This window comes from Pseudomonas koreensis, assembly GCF_025447595.1.
GTDB classification, from domain to species: Bacteria; Pseudomonadota; Gammaproteobacteria; order Pseudomonadales; family Pseudomonadaceae; genus Aquipseudomonas; species Aquipseudomonas koreensis_H.
This window is the reverse complement of the sequence record NZ_JAOEJU010000020.1, coordinates 58,012-73,284: the sequence shown is the minus strand read 5'-3', so window position 1 is coordinate 73,284 and position 15,273 is coordinate 58,012. Positions and strand designations below refer to the sequence as shown.

Below are 15,273 nucleotides of genomic sequence, written 5' to 3'. Positions count from 1 at the left end.
ATGAGCAAGAAACTGCTGGACGAAACAAGCAAATTTCTCAGCTTCGTGCTGCGTCATGAGCCACAGGCGATTGGCCTGACGCTGGACTCCGAAGGCTGGGCGAACATCGACGCCTTGATCGATGGCGCGGCACGGGACGGCAGAACGCTGGATCGCACGCTGATCGAAAACGTCGTGGCCAGCAGTGACAAAAAGCGCTTTTCGATCTCTCCGGACGGTCAGTCGATTCGCGCTGTACAGGGCCACTCGACGAAAAGCGTGGAGCTGCAGTTCGAAGAAAAGCAGCCTCCGGAAACGCTCTATCACGGCACCGCGACGCGCTTCATGGAGTCGATCAACGAGCAGGGACTGATCCCGGGATCACGCCATCACGTGCATTTGTCCCAGGAAACCGCCACGGCTTCGGCGGTCGGGCAACGTTACGGAACGGTCGTGATTCTGCAGGTCGCCGCGCGGCAGATGCAGGAACAGGGTTTCAAGTTCTATCAGGCCGAGAATGGCGTCTGGTTGACGGAACTGGTTCCAGTGCGCTTCATCTCGACGCTGTAATTTCCTGAGCACACAAAACAACTGTGGGAGCGAGCTTGCTCGCGATTACGGTTTAACATTCAACATCATCGTTGACTGTCAGACCGCTTTCGCGAGCAAGCTCGCTCCCACAGTTTTATTGCATAAGGCTTAAGCGAGCTTTTCGAACTTCAGATCCCACACGCCATGCCCGAGACGTTCGCCACGGCGTTCGAACTTGGTGATCGGGCGCTCGGCCGGGCGTGGTACGCACTTGCCGTCTTCGGCAAGGTTGCGGTAGCCCGGGGCGACATTCATCACTTCCAGCATGTATTCGGCATACGGCTCCCAGTCGGTGGCCATGTGCAGAATACCGCCGACTTTCAGCTTGCTGCGCACCAGCTCAGCGAAGGACGCCTGAACGATGCGGCGCTTGTGGTGGCGGCTCTTGTGCCACGGATCCGGGAAGAACAGCATCAGGCGATCGAGGCTGTTGTCGGCGATGCAGCGATTGAGCACTTCGATCGCGTCGCAATCGTAGACCCGCAGGTTGGTCAGGCCCTGAGTCAGCACGCCGTTGAGCAGCGCGCCGACACCCGGACGGTGAACCTCGACACCGATGAAATCCTGTTCCGGCGCAGCAGCTGCCATTTCCAGCAGCGAGTGGCCCATGCCGAAACCGATTTCCAGCGAACGCGGCGCGCAGCGGCCGAACACCTGGTCGTAATCCACCGGCGCATCGGCCAGCGGCAGGACGAACTTCGGCGCGCCCTGATCCAGGCCGCGCTGCTGGCCTTCGGTCATGCGCCCGGCGCGCATCACGAAACTCTTGATGCGGCGGTGTTGGCGCTCGTCGCCTTCTTCCGTCTGGATTGGCGTGTCGTTCGATTCAGTCATCAATAGCTCTTACTTGATCAGACCATCCAGCGGCGAAGAGGCGCTGGCATAGAGTTTTTTCGGCATGCGGCCGGCGAGGTAGGCCAGGCGGCCCGCGACGATCGCGTGTTTCATGGCTTCGGCCATCATGATCGGCTGCTGGGCGTGGGCGATGGCCGAGTTCATCAGCACCGCGTCACAGCCCAGCTCCATGGAGATGGTGGCGTCGGAAGCGGTGCCGACACCGGCATCCACCAGCACCGGAATCTTGGCTTCTTCAAGGATGATCTGCAGGTTGTAAGGGTTGCAGATCCCCAGGCCCGAGCCGATCAGACCGGCCAGCGGCATGACCGCGATGCAGCCGATTTCCGCCAGTTGCCGGGCGATGATCGGGTCGTCGCTGGTGTAAACCATCACGTCGAAGCCTTCCTTGACCAGCACTTCGGCGGCCTTGAGGGTTTCGATCACGTTGGGGAACAGGGTTTTCTGGTCGGCCAGCACTTCCAGCTTCACCAGGTTGTGGCCGTCGAGCAGCTCGCGGGCCAGGCGGCAGGTGCGCACGGCTTCGACTGCGTCGTAGCAGCCAGCGGTGTTCGGCAGAAAGGTGTAGCGATCCGGCGACAGCACTTCGAGCAGGTTCGGCTCGCCTTCGATCTGGCCCAGATTGGTGCGGCGCACGGCGAAGGTGACGATCTCGGCACCCGAGGCTTCGATGGCCAGACGGGTTTCTTCCATGTCACGGTACTTGCCGGTACCGACCAGCAAACGCGACTGGTAAGTACGACCGGCCAGAACGAAAGGCTTGTCGCTACGAACGATGCTCATGGGGAATCCTCTGTTGGAGTGAGGGTCTTGCAGAATTGTCGGCCCATGCAGGCCTGGCGATTAGCCGCCGCCGATGGCGTGCACGACTTCGACGTTGTCGCCGTCGTTCAAAGTGGTGTCGGCATGCTGGCTGCGCGGGACGATATCCAGATTGAGTTCGACCGCGACGCGGCGTCCGGTCAGGTCCAGACGGGTCAGCAGGGCCGCAACGGTTTCACCGTCGGGCAGTTCAAAGGATTCACCGTTCAACTGAATGCGCATGCGCAACGCCGCCATCACTTTTTAGGGGGTGGCATTCTAGCCCGATCATGACCTAAAGGTCAGCACCAAGCGTCAAGCGGTTGGCTGCAGGCGCCAGGCGGCGAGTCCGAGGCACAGCCAGCCGATCAGGAACGCCAGGCCACCGAACGGGGTGATGATGCCGAGCTTGCCGATGCCGATGGTGGTCAGCAGGTACAGGCTGCCGGAGAACAGCAGGATACCGACGGTGAACGAGATGCCGGCCCAGGCGACCAGACGCCCCTGAAGCTGCGTGGCCAGCAGCGCCACGCCAAACAACGCCAATGCGTGCACCAGTTGATAAGTGACGCCGGTGTGGAAGATCGCCAGATACTCCGGGGTCAGGCGGTTTTTCAGGCCATGGGCGGCGAATGCGCCGAGGCCGACACCGGTGAAACCAAAGAAGGCAGCCAGCATCAGAAAGCTACGCAGCATGTAGAACTCCAGTCAGACTCGATCGGCAGGGTCTGTATAATGGCCCGCTCAACCGGTTCGGCCAAGCCATCTCTATGCTGCGTTTATTTCTCCGTCGTTTCACGAAGGCCCTGCTCTGGTTCGCGGGCGGCAGCGTATTGCTGGTGTTGGTGTTTCGCTTCGTGCCGCCACCGGGCACGGCGCTGATGGTCGAGCGCAAGATCGAATCCTGGGTCGACGGCGAGCCGATCGATCTGCAACGCACCTGGAAACCGTGGGACGAGATCTCCGATGACCTGAAGGTCGCGGTGATTGCCGGCGAAGACCAGAAATTCCCCGAGCACTGGGGTTTTGACCTGAGTGCGATCAAGGCCGCACTGGCCCACAACGAACTCGGCGGCTCGATTCGCGGCGCGAGCACCCTGAGCCAGCAAGTGTCGAAGAACCTGTTCTTGTGGTCCGGCCGCAGTTATCTGCGCAAAGGCCTGGAAGCGTGGTTCACCGCACTGATCGAAGTGTTCTGGCCCAAGCAGCGGATTCTCGAGGTGTACCTGAACAGCGTCGAGTGGGATGACGGCGTGTTCGGCGCCGAAGCGGCGGCAAGGCATCACTTTGGCGTAGGCGCCAAATCGCTGTCCCGGCAGCAGGCGAGTTATCTGGCAGCGGTACTGCCGAATCCCCGGGTCTGGAGCGCCAGTCATCCGACTGCTTACGTGTCGCGCCGAGCTGGATGGATTCGCCAGCAGATGAGCCAGTTGGGTGGCGACAGCTATTTGCTGACACTCAATGATTCGCGCCGCGCGCCCTGGGCCCAATGACTTTGTGACAGGCAAACAAAAACGCCCCGATCATCACTGATCGGGGCGTTTTTTATTGCCGGACTGCCGGTTATGCGGCAATCGACAACTTGAGCTTGTTCATCGCGCTCTTCTCGAGCTGACGGATCCGCTCGGCCGACACGTTGTACTTCTGCGCCAGGTCATGCAGCGTGGCCTTCTCTTCTGCCAGCCAGCGCTGGTAGAGGATGTCGCGGCTGCGTTCGTCCAGCACTTCCAGCGCTTCGTGCAGGTTGTGATTGGAGTTGTCGCTCCAGTCGGCATCTTCCAGTTGACGCGCCGGGTCATACCGGTGGTCTTCCAGGTAGTTGGCCGGCGACTGGAAAGCGCTGTCGTCGTCCGCTTCCGCAGCCGGGTCGAAGGCCATGTCATGGCCGGTCAGGCGACTTTCCATCTCACGCACTTCACGCGGCTCGACGCCGAGGCTTTCCGCCACACGGTGGACTTCCTCGTTGTTCAGCCAGGCCAGACGTTTCTTCTGGCTGCGCAGGTTGAAGAACAGCTTGCGCTGGGCCTTGGTGGTCGCGACTTTCACGATCCGCCAGTTGCGCAGGATGAACTCGTGAATCTCGGCCTTGATCCAGTGCACCGCGAAGGACACCAGACGCACGCCCATTTCCGGGTTGAAACGCTTCACGGCCTTCATCAGGCCGACGTTACCTTCCTGGATCAGGTCAGCCTGAGCCAGACCGTAGCCGGAATAGCTACGGGCGATGTGTACGACAAACCGCAGGTGGGCGAGCACCATCTGCCGAGCCGCCCCCAGATCCTGCTCATAGTAGAGACTCTCGGCCAGTTCACGCTCCTGCTCCGGCGTCAGCAATGGAATGCTGTTGACGGTGTGCACGTAGGCTTCCAGGTTTGCGCCTGGAACCAATGCATACGCAGGTTGCAAAGAATTGGACATACGGAAAAACCTCCGACTTACATACTCATGCTTTTCAGCATTGCGAAAAATTGACCGGAAACTCAAATGAAAGTTTCCTTAACCACTGAAAGGCCAATCACGCGCAAAAAAAGATTCTACTTCGGCGCCAGCTCCCTGAGATGACGTGCGACTGCAATCCATGCACCGATATAACCCAACAGCACCGCGCCAAGCAAGAGCGACAGACCGTCGGCAACTGGCACGCCGGCCAGTGCGAAATCACTGCCGTACAAGCCGGCCAGCCCGACCACCGCGTCGTTCAGCCAGTTCAGGCCGAACGCCAAAACACCCCAGGAAAGCAGCCCCGCGCCGAAGCCATACAGCGCGCCCATATAAAGGAAGGGACGACGCACATAGCTGTCGGTGCCGCCGACGAGTTTAATCACTTCTATCTCTGTGCGGCGGTTTTCAATATGAAGACGAATGGTATTGCCTATCACCAAAAGTAATGCAGAAACCAGCAACACCGTCAGACCGAACACGAAACGATCGCCGAGCTTGAGGATGGCAGCCAGACGCTCGACCCAGACTAGATCAAGTTGCGCCTGCTGTACCTTGGGCAGCTCGGAAAGTTTTTGTCTTAATGCTTCCAGGGTCGACTTGTCGACCTCGTTCGGCGTGACCAGCACCACGCCCGGCAGCGGGTTTTCCGGCAGCTCGCGCAAGGCTTCGCCCAAGCCGGACTGCTGCTGGAACTCTTCCAGCGCCTGATCGCGGCCGACATATTCAGCATCAGCTACGCCCGGCATGCCTTTGATCTGATCACGCAACGCCTCGCCCTGAGCCGGACTGGCTTCGAGCTCCAGGTACAGCGAGATCTGCGCCGCCCGCTGCCACGAGCCGCCCAGACGTTCGACGTTACTCAGCAACAGCGAAAGACCCATTGGCAGGCTCAGCGCAACCGCCATTACCATGCAAGTGAAGAAGCTGCCGATCGGCTGCTTGCCGAGACGGCGCAGGCTGTCGATCCAGCTGGCGCGATGGCTTTCGATCCAGGCACGGAACAACGTCGCGAAGTCCGGGCCATCGTCATCGTCGTGCTTTTTCTTCTTTGGCGGTTGCGGATCGGCGGCCTTAGGGGCCACGCGCTCGGAAACCTTCGGACTGCGTGTTGCACTCATACGCCGGCCTCCCCGTCGCCGATCAATCGGCCGCGTTGCAGGGTCAGCATGCGATGGCGCATGCGCGCGATCAGCGCCAGGTCGTGACTGGCGATCAGCACGCTGGTGCCCAGACGGTTGATGTCTTCGAACACGCCCATGATCTCGGCCGCCAGACGCGGGTCGAGGTTACCGGTCGGTTCATCCGCCAGCAGCAGGGCCGGACGGTGAACGATGGCGCGGGCAATGCCGACGCGCTGTTGCTGACCGGTCGACAGGTCGCCCGGATACAGCTCGGCCTTGTCCGACAGCGCCACGCGCTCCAGCGCCGAATCGACGCGCTTGGCGATCTCGACCTTGGAGAGCCCGAGAATCTGCAACGGCAGCGCGACGTTGTTGAACACCGTGCGATCGAACAACAGTTGATGGTTCTGGAACACCACGCCGATCTGCCGACGCAAAAACGGAATCTGCGCATTGCTGATGGTGCTCAGGTCCTGCCCGGCGAGCAGCAGTTTGCCGCTGGTCGGACGCTCCATCGCCAGCAACAGGCGCAACAACGTGGATTTACCGGCACCGGAGTGGCCGGTGACAAACAGGAACTCGCCGCGACGGACTCGAAAGCTCAGCTCATGCAAGCCGACGTGACCGTTCGGGTAGCGCTTACCGACCTGTTCGAAACGAATCATGAACGCTCCCGCTCGGCAAACAGTGCCTGGACAAAGGGTTCGGCTTCAAAGGTACGCAGATCGTCGATGCCTTCACCGACGCCGATGTAGCGGATCGGCAGGCCGAACTGCTTGGCCAGGGCGAAAATCACCCCGCCCTTGGCGGTGCCGTCGAGCTTGGTCAGCGCCAGGCCGGTCAGTTCGACGGTCTGGTTGAATTGCTTGGCCTGGTTGATGGCGTTCTGGCCGGTGCCGGCGTCGAGTACCAGCAGCACTTCGTGCGGCGCATCGGCGTCGAGCTTGCCGATCACCCGGCGAACCTTTTTCAGTTCTTCCATCAGGTTGTCTTTGGTGTGCAGACGACCGGCGGTGTCGGCGATCAGCACGTCGATGCCACGAGCCTTGGCGGCCTGCACGGCGTCGAAGATCACCGAAGCCGAGTCCGCGCCCGTGTGCTGGGCAATCACCGGGATCTTGTTGCGCTCGCCCCAGACCTGCAATTGCTCGACAGCCGCGGCACGGAAGGTATCACCGGCGGCCAGCATGACTTTCTTGCCTTCCAGTTGCAGTTTCTTCGCCAGTTTGCCGATGGTGGTGGTCTTGCCGGCGCCGTTGACGCCAACCACCAGAATCACGAACGGCTTGTTCTGGGAAACGATCTTCAGCGGCTGCTCGACCGGTTTGAGCATGGCGGCCAGCTCGGCCTGCAGGGATTTGTACAGGGCGTCGGAATCGGCCAGCTCTTTACGTGCGACCTTCTGGGTCAGGCGCTGGATGATCACCGACGTCGCCTCGACGCCGACGTCGGCCGTCAGCAGGCGGGTTTCGAGATCGTCGAGCAGATCGTCATCGATGGCTTTCTTGCCGAGGAACAGGCTAGCCATGCCCTCGCCGATACTGGCGCTGGTCTTGGACAGGCCCTGCTTGAGACGGGCAAAGAAGCCGGCCTTGGTTTCTTCGGTGCGCGGGGCCTCGACCGGGGTTTCAACCTGGATTTCCACAGGAACGACTGGCGCTACGGCGACCGGTGCAGGTGCAGGTGCAGGTGCAGGTGCAGGTGCAGGTGCAGGTGCAGGTGCAGGTGCAGGCTCGGGCGCTTCGACAATCGGGGCAACCGGGGCAGCAACCACGGGTTCTGGAATGACAGGAGCGGCTTCCACCACCGGCGCCGGAACAGGCTCTGGCGTGAACGCAACCGGCGCAGGAATCGGCGGCGTAACGTGCGGTGCAGCCTCTTCAACCAGCGCCACCGGTTCTTCCGCCACTGGCAAGGTCAGCCACGGTTCGCTGGCCGGGGTCAGCGGCAATTCGGCGGCAGCCGGCGCTTCAGGCTCGGCCTCGGCCACCGGTTGCAGCACCGGTTCGGCGATCGGCAGCACAACCGGTGCCGGCGCTTCTTCTATTACGGGAGCGGGCGCAGGGGCTGGCTCAGGAATGGCGGTCGGCTGTTCGACGACGGGTTCCTGCGGTTTCTTGCGCAGCCATCCGAACAGGCTTTTCTTCTCGCCAGCCGCAGCTGGGGTCTTCTTGTCGTCGTTGGAACCAAACATGGAGGACGGCTATCTCACGGTAGCGACGCGCCACAGGGGCGCCCCGGCAAATAAATATTCGATGCAGAACAGACTGTGTTTCACCCAGCTTGTTCACGCGCAACATTTTGTCGAGGCGCCAAAAGCACCTCAAAGGTCATTAAATACGAAGGACTGGAACGGCATCGTCGGCGAAAACGCAGAGTTTAGCTGAGAAACTCAAAGCTTTTGCCGGTAACCCGTACAACCTATAGACCGATCAGTGGCCTGATAGGCGTGGCCGCCAGTAAAACGGATCAGTATCCTAGCACCCTCTCGCCCGCCGACGCTAAGACCAAGCGGGCAGCCCAACAGGTTTAAAAACGAATGAATGCTCTAGCCCGCCGCGCCGCAGGCCTGCTGCTCAGCACAGTCTGCCTGCCCCTTTCGGCCCTGGCGGCCGACCCGCAACCGACCCACGAATTCACCCTCGACAATGGCCTGAAGGTCGTCGTGCGCGAAGACCATCGCGCGCCGGTGGTGGTGTCGCAGGTCTGGTACAAGGTCGGTTCCAGCTACGAAACCCCGGGCCAGACCGGTCTGTCCCACGCTCTCGAACACATGATGTTCAAGGGCAGCGAGAAAGTCGGCCCCGGCGAAGCCTCGCTGATCCTGCGCGACCTCGGCGCCGAAGAGAACGCGTTCACCAGCGACGACTTCACCGCTTATTACCAGGTGCTGGCCCGCGACCGTCTGGGCGTGGCCTTCGAACTGGAAGCCGACCGCATGGCCAACCTGCGCCTGCCGGCCGACGAATTCGCCAAGGAAATCGAAGTCATCAAGGAGGAGCGCCGCCTGCGCACCGACGACAAGCCGATGTCCAAGGCCTACGAGCGCTACAAGGCCATGGCCTACCCGGCCAGCGGTTATCACACGCCGACCATCGGCTGGATGGCCGACCTTGAGCGGATGAAGGTCGAAGAGCTGCGTCACTGGTATCAGTCCTGGTACGTGCCGAACAACGCCACGCTGGTGGTGGTCGGCGACGTGACCCCGGACGAGGTGAAGACCCTCGCCCAGCGCTATTTCGGGCCAATCGCGAAACGCGACGTACCGCCGGCGAAGAAGCCGCTGGAGCTGGCCGAACCCGGCGAACGCCAGATCACCCTGCACGTGCAGACTCAACTGCCGAGCCTGATGCTCGGCTTCAACGTCCCGAGTATCGCCACCGCCGAAGACAAACGTTCGGTCAACGCCTTGCGCCTGATTTCGGCGCTGCTGGATGGCGGCTATAGCGGTCGCATCCCGACCCAACTGGAACGCGGCGAAGAGTTGGTGTCCGGTGGTTCGTCGAGCTACGACGCCTACACCCGCGGCGACAGCCTGTTCACCCTGTCGGCCACGCCGAACACCCAGAAGAAAAAGACCATGGCCCAGGCGGAAGCCGGTCTGTGGAAACTGCTGGAACAGCTGAAAACCACCGCACCGTCCGCCGAAGAACTGGAGCGCGTACGTGCGCAGGTCATCGCCGGCCTGGTTTTCGAACGCGATTCGATTACCAGCCAGGCCACCGCCATCGGCCAGCTGGAGACCGTCGGTCTGTCGTGGAAGCTGATGGACACCGAACTGGCCGATCTGGAAAGCGTCACCCCGCAAGACATCCAGAACGCCGCCAAGCTGTATTTCACCCGCGAACGTCTCAGCGTCGCCCACGTCCTGCCACTGGAGACGACTCATGAGTGAGCGCAAAACCCCACGTCTGTTGCTGCTCGGCCTGATCACCGTGGCGGTGATCGGCTCCGCCGCGTTCTACCTGGCGCCGAGCGACAACAGCAAGGCCAGCGAAGCACTGGATAACGCCAAGTCCAGCCAGAAGCTGCAATCGCTGGCCGAACTCGACGGCAAGGCCCCGGCCAGCCGCAAGCTCGACGTGCAGACCTGGAACACCGCCGAAGGCGCCAAGGTGTTGTTCGTCGAGGCTCGCGAACTGCCGATGTTCGACATGCGCCTGATCTTCTCCGCCGGCAGCAGCCAGGACGGCAACGCTCCGGGTCTGGCCCTGCTGACGAACGCCATGCTCAACGAAGGTGTGGCGGGCAAGGATGTCGGCGCCATCGCTCAAGGCTTCGAAGGCCTGGGCGCGGATTTCGGCAACGGCGCCTATAAAGACATGGCCATCGCGTCGCTGCGCAGCCTGAGCGCTGCCGACAAACGCGAGCCGGCGCTGAAACTGTTCTCGGAAGTGGTGGGCAAACCGACCTTCCCGGCCGACTCCTTCGCGCGCATCAAGAACCAGATGCTCGCCGGTTTCGAATACCAGAAACAGAACCCCGGCAAACTCGCCAGCCTGGAGCTGATGAAGCGTCTGTACGGCGATCACCCATACGCCCATTCCAGCGACGGCAACGCGCAAAGCGTGCCGAAGATCACGCTGGCGCAACTGCGTGAGTTCCACGCCAAGGCCTACGCGGCCGGCAACGTGGTGATCGCGCTGGTGGGCGATCTGTCCCGCAGCGAAGCCGAGGCGATTGCCAATCAGGTGTCCGCTGCGCTGCCAAAAGGCCCGGCGCTGGCGAAAGTCGAGCAACCGACCGAACCGAAAGCAGGCATCGGTCACATCGAATTTCCGTCGAAGCAGACCAACCTGATGATTGCGCAACTGGGCATCGACCGTGATGACCCTGACTACGCCGCGCTGTCGATGAGCAACCAGATCCTCGGCGGTGGTGGTTTTGGCACCCGGCTGATGAGCGAAGTCCGCGAGAAGCGCGGCCTGACTTACGGCGTGTATTCGGCCTTCAGCCCGATGCAGGCTCGCGGCCCGTTCATGATCAACCTGCAGACCCGCGCGGAGATGAGCGAAGGCACCCTGAAACTCGTGCAGGACGTGCTCGCCGACTACCTCAAGACCGGCCCGACCCAGAAAGAACTCGACGACGCCAAGCGCGAACTGGCCGGCAGCTTCCCGCTGTCCACCGCGAGCAACGCCGATATCGTCGGCCAGCTCGGCGCCATGGGTTTCTACAACCTGCCGCTGAGTTATCTGGATGACTTCATGCGTCAGTCCCAGAGCCTGACGGTCGAGCAGGTTCGCGACGTTCTGAACAAACACTTGAGCACGGATAAACTGGTCATCGTCAGCGCTGGCCCGACCGTGCCGCAAAAGCCGTTACCGGCCCCATCTGATAAACCTGCCGAGCAGCCGCTCGGGGTTCCGGAGCATTAATGGCCAGTCCAAAGAAACCTGTACAAAAACTGCACAACGGTGTGAACCAGTTGCGCATCATCGGCGGCGAATGGCGCAGCCGAAAGCTGAGCTTTCCTGATGCGCCGGGCCTGCGTCCGACGCCGGACCGGGTGCGCGAAACCCTGTTCAACTGGCTCGCACCCTACGTTGCCGGGGCTAAGGTGCTCGATCCGTTCGCCGGCAGCGGCGCACTGTTTCTGGAAGCGCTGTCCCGTGGCGCGGCCATGGGCCAGGCGCTGGACGCCAGTCATGTCGCGGTCTCCAGCCTGAAAGAACACCTCGGCACGCTGCGCTGCACCAACGGTCACGTGCAGACTGCCGATGCGCTGCGCTACCTGGAAACCCAGACCGCAACCGCGTTCGACCTGGTGTTCCTCGACCCGCCGTTCAACCAGAACCTGCTGCCCGCCGTGTGCACGCTGCTGGAAGAGCGCCAATGGCTGGCCGACGATTCGTGGATCTACACTGAAAGCGAAACCGCGCCATCGACCCTCGGCCTGCCGGGCAACTGGCGCCTGCACCGCGAGCAGAAATCCGGGCGGGTGTACTACGCATTGTGGCAACGTATGGCAGTGATCGCTGGTTAACCGACCGGCCTGAAAAAGCGGCGAGTCTCAGCCGAGGCTCGCTGCGCTGCATCGAGAGCAATCGTGTCCCCTTCGTCAAAACCTTTCATCCCCGCCTTCGGCCTCGGCAATCCGCACCTGCAAACCTTGTGGGGGCCGCTGTGGCGCAAGACCGTACACCTTGATCGCCAGCGTGAACGGCTGTGGCTGGACGACGGCGATTTCCTCGACCTCGACTGGCACGGCCCGCACAGCGCCGAAACGCCATTGGTGCTGGTGTTGCACGGGCTGACCGGTTCTTCCAATTCGCCCTACGTCGCCGGAATCCAGGCAGCGCTCGCCGCACAAGGCTGGGCCAGTGTCGCGCTGAACTGGCGCGGCTGCTCCGGCGAGCCGAACCTGTTGCCGCGCAGCTACCATTCCGGCGCCAGCGAAGACCTCGCCGAAACCATCCGCCACCTCAAAGCCAGGCGGCCGCTGGCGCCGTTGTATGCGGTCGGTTATTCCCTCGGCGGCAATGTGTTGCTCAAGCATCTGGGGGAAACCGGCAGCGCCAGCGGCGTGCTCGGTGCGGTGGCGGTGTCGGTACCGTTTCGCCTCGATCAATGTGCCGATCGTATTGGCCAGGGTTTCTCGAAGGTCTATCAGGCGCACTTCATGCGCGAGATGGTGGCCTACATCAAGAACAAACAGCGCCAGTTCCAGCACGACGGGCGAGAGGACGGCATTGCCGCACTGGCCGCCCTCGGTTCACTGGAAAACATGCGCACCTTCTGGGATTTCGATGGCCGGGTGACTGCGCCCCTGCATGGCTTCGCCGATGCCGAGGATTACTATCGCCGGGCATCGAGCCGCTATTTTCTTGGGGAAATCCGCACGCCGACCCTGATCATTCAGGCGGCGGACGATCCGTTCGTGTTCCCCCACAGCCTGCCTTCGGCCAGCGAGCTGTCAGCTACGACGCAGTTCGAATTGCAGAACAAGGGTGGGCATGTCGGTTTCGTCGACGGCACGCTCCGCCAGCCGGGCTATTACCTGGAGCGACGGATTCCGCAGTGGCTGGCCGACGCGGGGCGCGGGTGAGGTCATGAGCGATCAGGGCGAGTCGATCCGTTTCTGGCGGGCCGCGCCTCTGGCCGGGGTCGAGCTGTTGACCGCGCGCTACATCGAGCATCGTTTCGCCCCGCACGTCCACGACGGTTATGTGATCGGCATGATCATGGCCGGCGCCCAGCGCTACCGTTATCGCGGCGCCGAACACCTGGCGGGCAGCGGCACGCTGGTGCTGATCAATCCGGACGAAGTGCATAACGGCCACAAGGGCACCGAGGACGGCTGGCTGTACCGGGCGTTTTATCCCGACACCGGGCAGATTGTCGCGCTGCTGAATGAACTGGAACTGCCGACCGCACCGATGCCGGCCTTCGGTGCGACGCTGTATCGCGATCCGGACCTGGTCAACGGTTTCTGTCAGTTGCATCGCTTGCTGGAAAGCCCCGCCACCGCGTTGCAGCAGCAAACGGTGTGGCGCGAAATGATGATGCTGCTGTTACAGCGTCATGCGGCGGTGCAGATCAACGGCAACCCCGGCAAAGAGCACCGCGCGGTGGCGATGGCCAAGGAGTTGCTGCACGCACAACTGGCGGCGCCGCCCTCGCTGGAAGAACTGGCGGCGGCCGTGAATCTCTCGCCTTTCCACTTTGCCCGAGTGTTCCGCCGCGCCACCGGCATGCCGCCGCACAGCTGGCTGATGCAGCAGCGGATCGCCTGCGCGCGGAGTTTGTTGCAGAGCGGCTGCCTGCCGGTGGAAGTCGCCACGCAGCTGGGATTTGCCGACCAGAGCCATCTAAGCCGGCAGTTCAAACAGGTCTATGGCGTGGGGCCGGCGGCCTATCGCAGCGCGAGATTCTTGAAATAGGCAACAAACAACTGTGGGAGCAAGCTCGCTCCCACAAAGTTATTCGCCCGTGGCAATACCGCGTGAAGGCTCGTTGATCCACTCGCTCCACGATCCGGCATACAGCGAACCCAACGGATAACCCGCCAGGCACAGGGCGAACAGGTTGTGACACGCCGTCACCCCGGAGCCGCAATACGCCACCAGATCGGCCGGCGAACGCTCGCCGAGTTTCGCGGCGAAACGCTGCTTGAGCTGATCGGCCGGCAGGAAATGCCCGTCGCTGCCCAGGTTGTCGGTGAACGCCGCGCATTGCGCGCCGGGGATGTGTCCGGCGATCGGGTCGATCGGCTCCACTTCACCCTTGAAGCGCGGCAAGGCGCGGGCATCGAGCAGGGTCAGGGCCGGCTGGCCGAGGCGCTGCTGCAATTGCTCGGCGCTGAGCAGCAGGCTCATGTCCGGCTGGCCGCTGAAGTTGCCCCGTGCCGCTGACGGTGGATCGAGACGCAGCGGCAGTCCCGCCGCATGCCAGGCCTTGAGCCCGCCATCGAGAATGAACACGCCGTCGCGCTTGCCCAGCCACGCCAGCAACCACCAGGCCCGCGCCGCATAGGCGCCCGGGCCGTCGTCATACAGAACCACGTCGCTGTCATTGTTGATGCCGAACGCTTGCAGGCGTTCGATCAGCGTCGCCGGCTCTGGCAGTGGATGGCGACCGGTTACGCCCTTGGTCACCGGACCGCTGAGATCGCGCTCAAGATCAGCGAAATGTGCCCCGGCAATGTGCCCCTCGGCGTAGCTGCGCTGGCCGTAATCCGGGTCTTCGAGGGCAAAACGGCAATCGAGAATCACCAGCCCCGGTTGCGCCTTGCGGGCATCCAGTGCGGTCGGGCTGATCAGTTGCGCAATCGGCATAGCGAACGACTCCAGTGAGGAAATGGAATTACGGTCTTTCTTCGAGGGCCTGGGCCAGCGGCACGTAGAACTCTTCGAACAAGGCGTTGACCTCATCGCGGGCCTGCTCGGTGACGAACCCTGCTTCCAGCACCAACACCTGATACACGCCACGTTTGATGGCCTGCTCGCTGAGGTGATTGGAATTCTCCCGGGTCGTGCACAGGAAGCGCACCCACGAGGTGAGGATGATCCACGCGTTGAGGGTCAGGGATTCGATCTGCACCCGATCCATCTTCAGGATCCCGGCGGCAACGAAGCCCTCGTAGATCGCCGCGCCCTGGATCACGCAGCGCTGGGAGAAACGCCGGTAACGCCCCGCCAGATCCGGATCGCTGTCGAGCAGATGCTCAAGATCGCGGTGCAGGAAACGGTAGCGCCACATCGCCGACAGCAGTTCCTTGAGATAGAAACGCTTGTCTTCGACCGTCGCTGCACGGCCCTGGGGCGGACGCAGAAAACTGTCCACCAGGCTTTCGTACTCACTGAACAGCACGGCGATGATCGCCTGCTTGTTGGGGAAGTGGTAGTACAGATTGCCCGGAGAAATCTCCATGTGGGCGGCGATGTGATTGGTGCTGATGCTGCGCTCGCCCTGCTGATTGAACAGCTCGAGGCTGTTCTGCACGATGCGCTCGCTGGTTTTGATCCGTGGGGCCATGGCTTGA

17 protein-coding genes are annotated in these 15,273 nt (G+C 62.1%); 7 read left to right on the top strand and 10 right to left on the bottom strand.

Annotation, left to right across the window (positions count from 1 at the left end):
• Entirely contained in the window at positions 1-549 is a 549-nt protein-coding gene (locus N8H71_RS21670; protein WP_262195615.1) for an RNA 2'-phosphotransferase, read from the top strand.
• A 129-nt stretch (positions 550-678) separates the two neighbouring features.
• Here N8H71_RS21670 and trmB read toward each other — a convergent pair whose 3' ends face one another.
• From trmB to N8H71_RS21650, 4 genes are all read right to left on the bottom strand, one after another.
• A complete protein-coding gene (gene trmB, locus N8H71_RS21665) occupies positions 679-1,404 on the bottom strand; it encodes a tRNA (guanosine(46)-N7)-methyltransferase TrmB (protein ID WP_262195614.1) in 726 nt (241 codons plus the stop codon).
• Between the two features lie 9 nt (positions 1,405-1,413).
• Positions 1,414-2,208: a thiazole synthase gene (locus N8H71_RS21660; RefSeq protein ID WP_007953385.1), complete on the bottom strand. Its 795-nt coding sequence runs from the start codon at positions 2,206-2,208 to the stop codon at positions 1,414-1,416.
• Between the two features lie 60 nt (positions 2,209-2,268).
• Positions 2,269-2,469, bottom strand: a complete 201-nt coding sequence (gene thiS / locus N8H71_RS21655) for a sulfur carrier protein ThiS (RefSeq protein ID WP_007953386.1) — start codon at positions 2,467-2,469, stop codon at positions 2,269-2,271.
• Between the two features lie 72 nt (positions 2,470-2,541).
• Complete coding sequence (locus N8H71_RS21650; protein ID WP_179693392.1) at positions 2,542-2,922, bottom strand: DUF423 domain-containing protein; 381 nt, start codon at positions 2,920-2,922, stop codon at positions 2,542-2,544.
• Positions 2,923-2,996: 74 nt separating this feature from the next.
• Here N8H71_RS21650 and mtgA point away from each other — a divergent pair, with 74 nt between their 5' ends.
• Positions 2,997-3,719 (top strand): monofunctional biosynthetic peptidoglycan transglycosylase, encoded by a 723-nt coding sequence (mtgA, locus tag N8H71_RS21645; RefSeq protein WP_085689595.1) that lies wholly within the window; start codon positions 2,997-2,999, stop codon positions 3,717-3,719.
• A gap of 70 nt (positions 3,720-3,789) precedes the next feature.
• Here mtgA and rpoH read toward each other — a convergent pair whose 3' ends face one another.
• The 4 genes from rpoH to ftsY form a co-directional block, all read right to left on the bottom strand.
• On the bottom strand, positions 3,790-4,644 hold the full coding sequence (rpoH, locus tag N8H71_RS21640; protein ID WP_007953393.1) for an RNA polymerase sigma factor RpoH: 855 nt from the start codon (positions 4,642-4,644) through the stop codon (positions 3,790-3,792).
• 116 nt (positions 4,645-4,760) lie between these two features.
• On the bottom strand, positions 4,761-5,786 hold the full coding sequence (gene ftsX / locus N8H71_RS21635; protein WP_007953395.1) for a permease-like cell division protein FtsX: 1,026 nt from the start codon (positions 5,784-5,786) through the stop codon (positions 4,761-4,763).
• A complete protein-coding gene (gene ftsE, locus N8H71_RS21630) occupies positions 5,783-6,454 on the bottom strand; it encodes a cell division ATP-binding protein FtsE (RefSeq protein WP_007953396.1) in 672 nt (223 codons plus the stop codon). The genes ftsX and ftsE overlap by 4 nt, the downstream gene beginning before the upstream one ends.
• Positions 6,451-7,983 carry a signal recognition particle-docking protein FtsY gene (gene ftsY / locus N8H71_RS21625; protein ID WP_262195613.1) on the bottom strand — a complete coding sequence of 511 codons (1,533 nt, stop codon included), beginning with the start codon at positions 7,981-7,983 and terminating at the stop codon, positions 6,451-6,453. The genes ftsE and ftsY overlap by 4 nt, the downstream gene beginning before the upstream one ends.
• Positions 7,984-8,328: 345 nt before the next feature.
• On the opposite strand from ftsY, the gene N8H71_RS21620 reads away from it, so the two are divergent.
• The 5 genes from N8H71_RS21620 to N8H71_RS21600 all read left to right on the top strand — a co-directional run bounded on the left by N8H71_RS21620 (position 8,329) and on the right by N8H71_RS21600 (position 13,672).
• Complete coding sequence (locus N8H71_RS21620) at positions 8,329-9,684, top strand: M16 family metallopeptidase (RefSeq protein ID WP_150793210.1); 1,356 nt, start codon at positions 8,329-8,331, stop codon at positions 9,682-9,684.
• Positions 9,677-11,167 (top strand): M16 family metallopeptidase, encoded by a 1,491-nt coding sequence (locus tag N8H71_RS21615; RefSeq protein ID WP_262195612.1) that lies wholly within the window; start codon positions 9,677-9,679, stop codon positions 11,165-11,167. Before N8H71_RS21620 ends, N8H71_RS21615 begins: the two co-directional genes overlap by 8 nt.
• Positions 11,167-11,775, top strand: coding sequence for a 16S rRNA (guanine(966)-N(2))-methyltransferase RsmD (rsmD, locus tag N8H71_RS21610; RefSeq protein WP_007953401.1), 609 nt, complete (start codon positions 11,167-11,169; stop codon positions 11,773-11,775). The genes N8H71_RS21615 and rsmD overlap by 1 nt, the downstream gene beginning before the upstream one ends.
• Before the next feature lie 63 nt (positions 11,776-11,838).
• Complete coding sequence (locus tag N8H71_RS21605; RefSeq protein WP_262195611.1) at positions 11,839-12,837, top strand: hydrolase; 999 nt, start codon at positions 11,839-11,841, stop codon at positions 12,835-12,837.
• A 4-nt stretch (positions 12,838-12,841) separates the two neighbouring features.
• Positions 12,842-13,672 (top strand): AraC family transcriptional regulator, encoded by an 831-nt coding sequence (locus N8H71_RS21600; protein WP_262195610.1) that lies wholly within the window; start codon positions 12,842-12,844, stop codon positions 13,670-13,672.
• 39 nt (positions 13,673-13,711) lie between these two features.
• Here the strand turns inward: N8H71_RS21600 and N8H71_RS21595 are convergent, their stop codons facing one another.
• Both N8H71_RS21595 and N8H71_RS21590 read right to left on the bottom strand, forming a co-directional pair.
• Complete coding sequence (locus tag N8H71_RS21595; RefSeq protein WP_262195609.1) at positions 13,712-14,566, bottom strand: sulfurtransferase; 855 nt, start codon at positions 14,564-14,566, stop codon at positions 13,712-13,714.
• Positions 14,567-14,594: 28 nt separating this feature from the next.
• Positions 14,595-15,266 (bottom strand): TetR/AcrR family transcriptional regulator, encoded by a 672-nt coding sequence (locus tag N8H71_RS21590; RefSeq protein WP_007953407.1) that lies wholly within the window; start codon positions 15,264-15,266, stop codon positions 14,595-14,597.
• Between the last annotated feature and the right edge of the window lie 7 nt (positions 15,267-15,273).

Excerpts from the sequence above, each read along its gene's own strand:
- N8H71_RS21670 (WP_262195615.1), top strand. The coding sequence starts at position 1 with ATGAGCAAGAAACTGCTGGACGAAACAAGCAAATTTCTCAGCTTCGTG.
- trmB (WP_262195614.1), bottom strand. The coding sequence starts at position 1,404 with ATGACTGAATCGAACGACACGCCAATCCAGACGGAAGAAGGCGACGAG.
- N8H71_RS21660 (WP_007953385.1), bottom strand. The coding sequence starts at position 2,208 with ATGAGCATCGTTCGTAGCGACAAGCCTTTCGTTCTGGCCGGTCGTACT.
- thiS (WP_007953386.1), bottom strand. The coding sequence starts at position 2,469 with ATGCGCATTCAGTTGAACGGTGAATCCTTTGAACTGCCCGACGGTGAA.
- N8H71_RS21650 (WP_179693392.1), bottom strand. The coding sequence starts at position 2,922 with ATGCTGCGTAGCTTTCTGATGCTGGCTGCCTTCTTTGGTTTCACCGGT.
- mtgA (WP_085689595.1), top strand. The coding sequence starts at position 2,997 with ATGCTGCGTTTATTTCTCCGTCGTTTCACGAAGGCCCTGCTCTGGTTC.
- rpoH (WP_007953393.1), bottom strand. The coding sequence starts at position 4,644 with ATGTCCAATTCTTTGCAACCTGCGTATGCATTGGTTCCAGGCGCAAAC.
- ftsX (WP_007953395.1), bottom strand. The coding sequence starts at position 5,786 with ATGAGTGCAACACGCAGTCCGAAGGTTTCCGAGCGCGTGGCCCCTAAG.
- ftsE (WP_007953396.1), bottom strand. The coding sequence starts at position 6,454 with ATGATTCGTTTCGAACAGGTCGGTAAGCGCTACCCGAACGGTCACGTC.
- ftsY (WP_262195613.1), bottom strand. The coding sequence starts at position 7,983 with ATGTTTGGTTCCAACGACGACAAGAAGACCCCAGCTGCGGCTGGCGAG.
- N8H71_RS21620 (WP_150793210.1), top strand. The coding sequence starts at position 8,329 with ATGAATGCTCTAGCCCGCCGCGCCGCAGGCCTGCTGCTCAGCACAGTC.
- N8H71_RS21615 (WP_262195612.1), top strand. The coding sequence starts at position 9,677 with ATGAGTGAGCGCAAAACCCCACGTCTGTTGCTGCTCGGCCTGATCACC.
- rsmD (WP_007953401.1), top strand. The coding sequence starts at position 11,167 with ATGGCCAGTCCAAAGAAACCTGTACAAAAACTGCACAACGGTGTGAAC.
- N8H71_RS21600 (WP_262195610.1), top strand. The coding sequence starts at position 12,842 with ATGAGCGATCAGGGCGAGTCGATCCGTTTCTGGCGGGCCGCGCCTCTG.
- N8H71_RS21595 (WP_262195609.1), bottom strand. The coding sequence starts at position 14,566 with ATGCCGATTGCGCAACTGATCAGCCCGACCGCACTGGATGCCCGCAAG.
- N8H71_RS21590 (WP_007953407.1), bottom strand. The coding sequence starts at position 15,266 with ATGGCCCCACGGATCAAAACCAGCGAGCGCATCGTGCAGAACAGCCTC.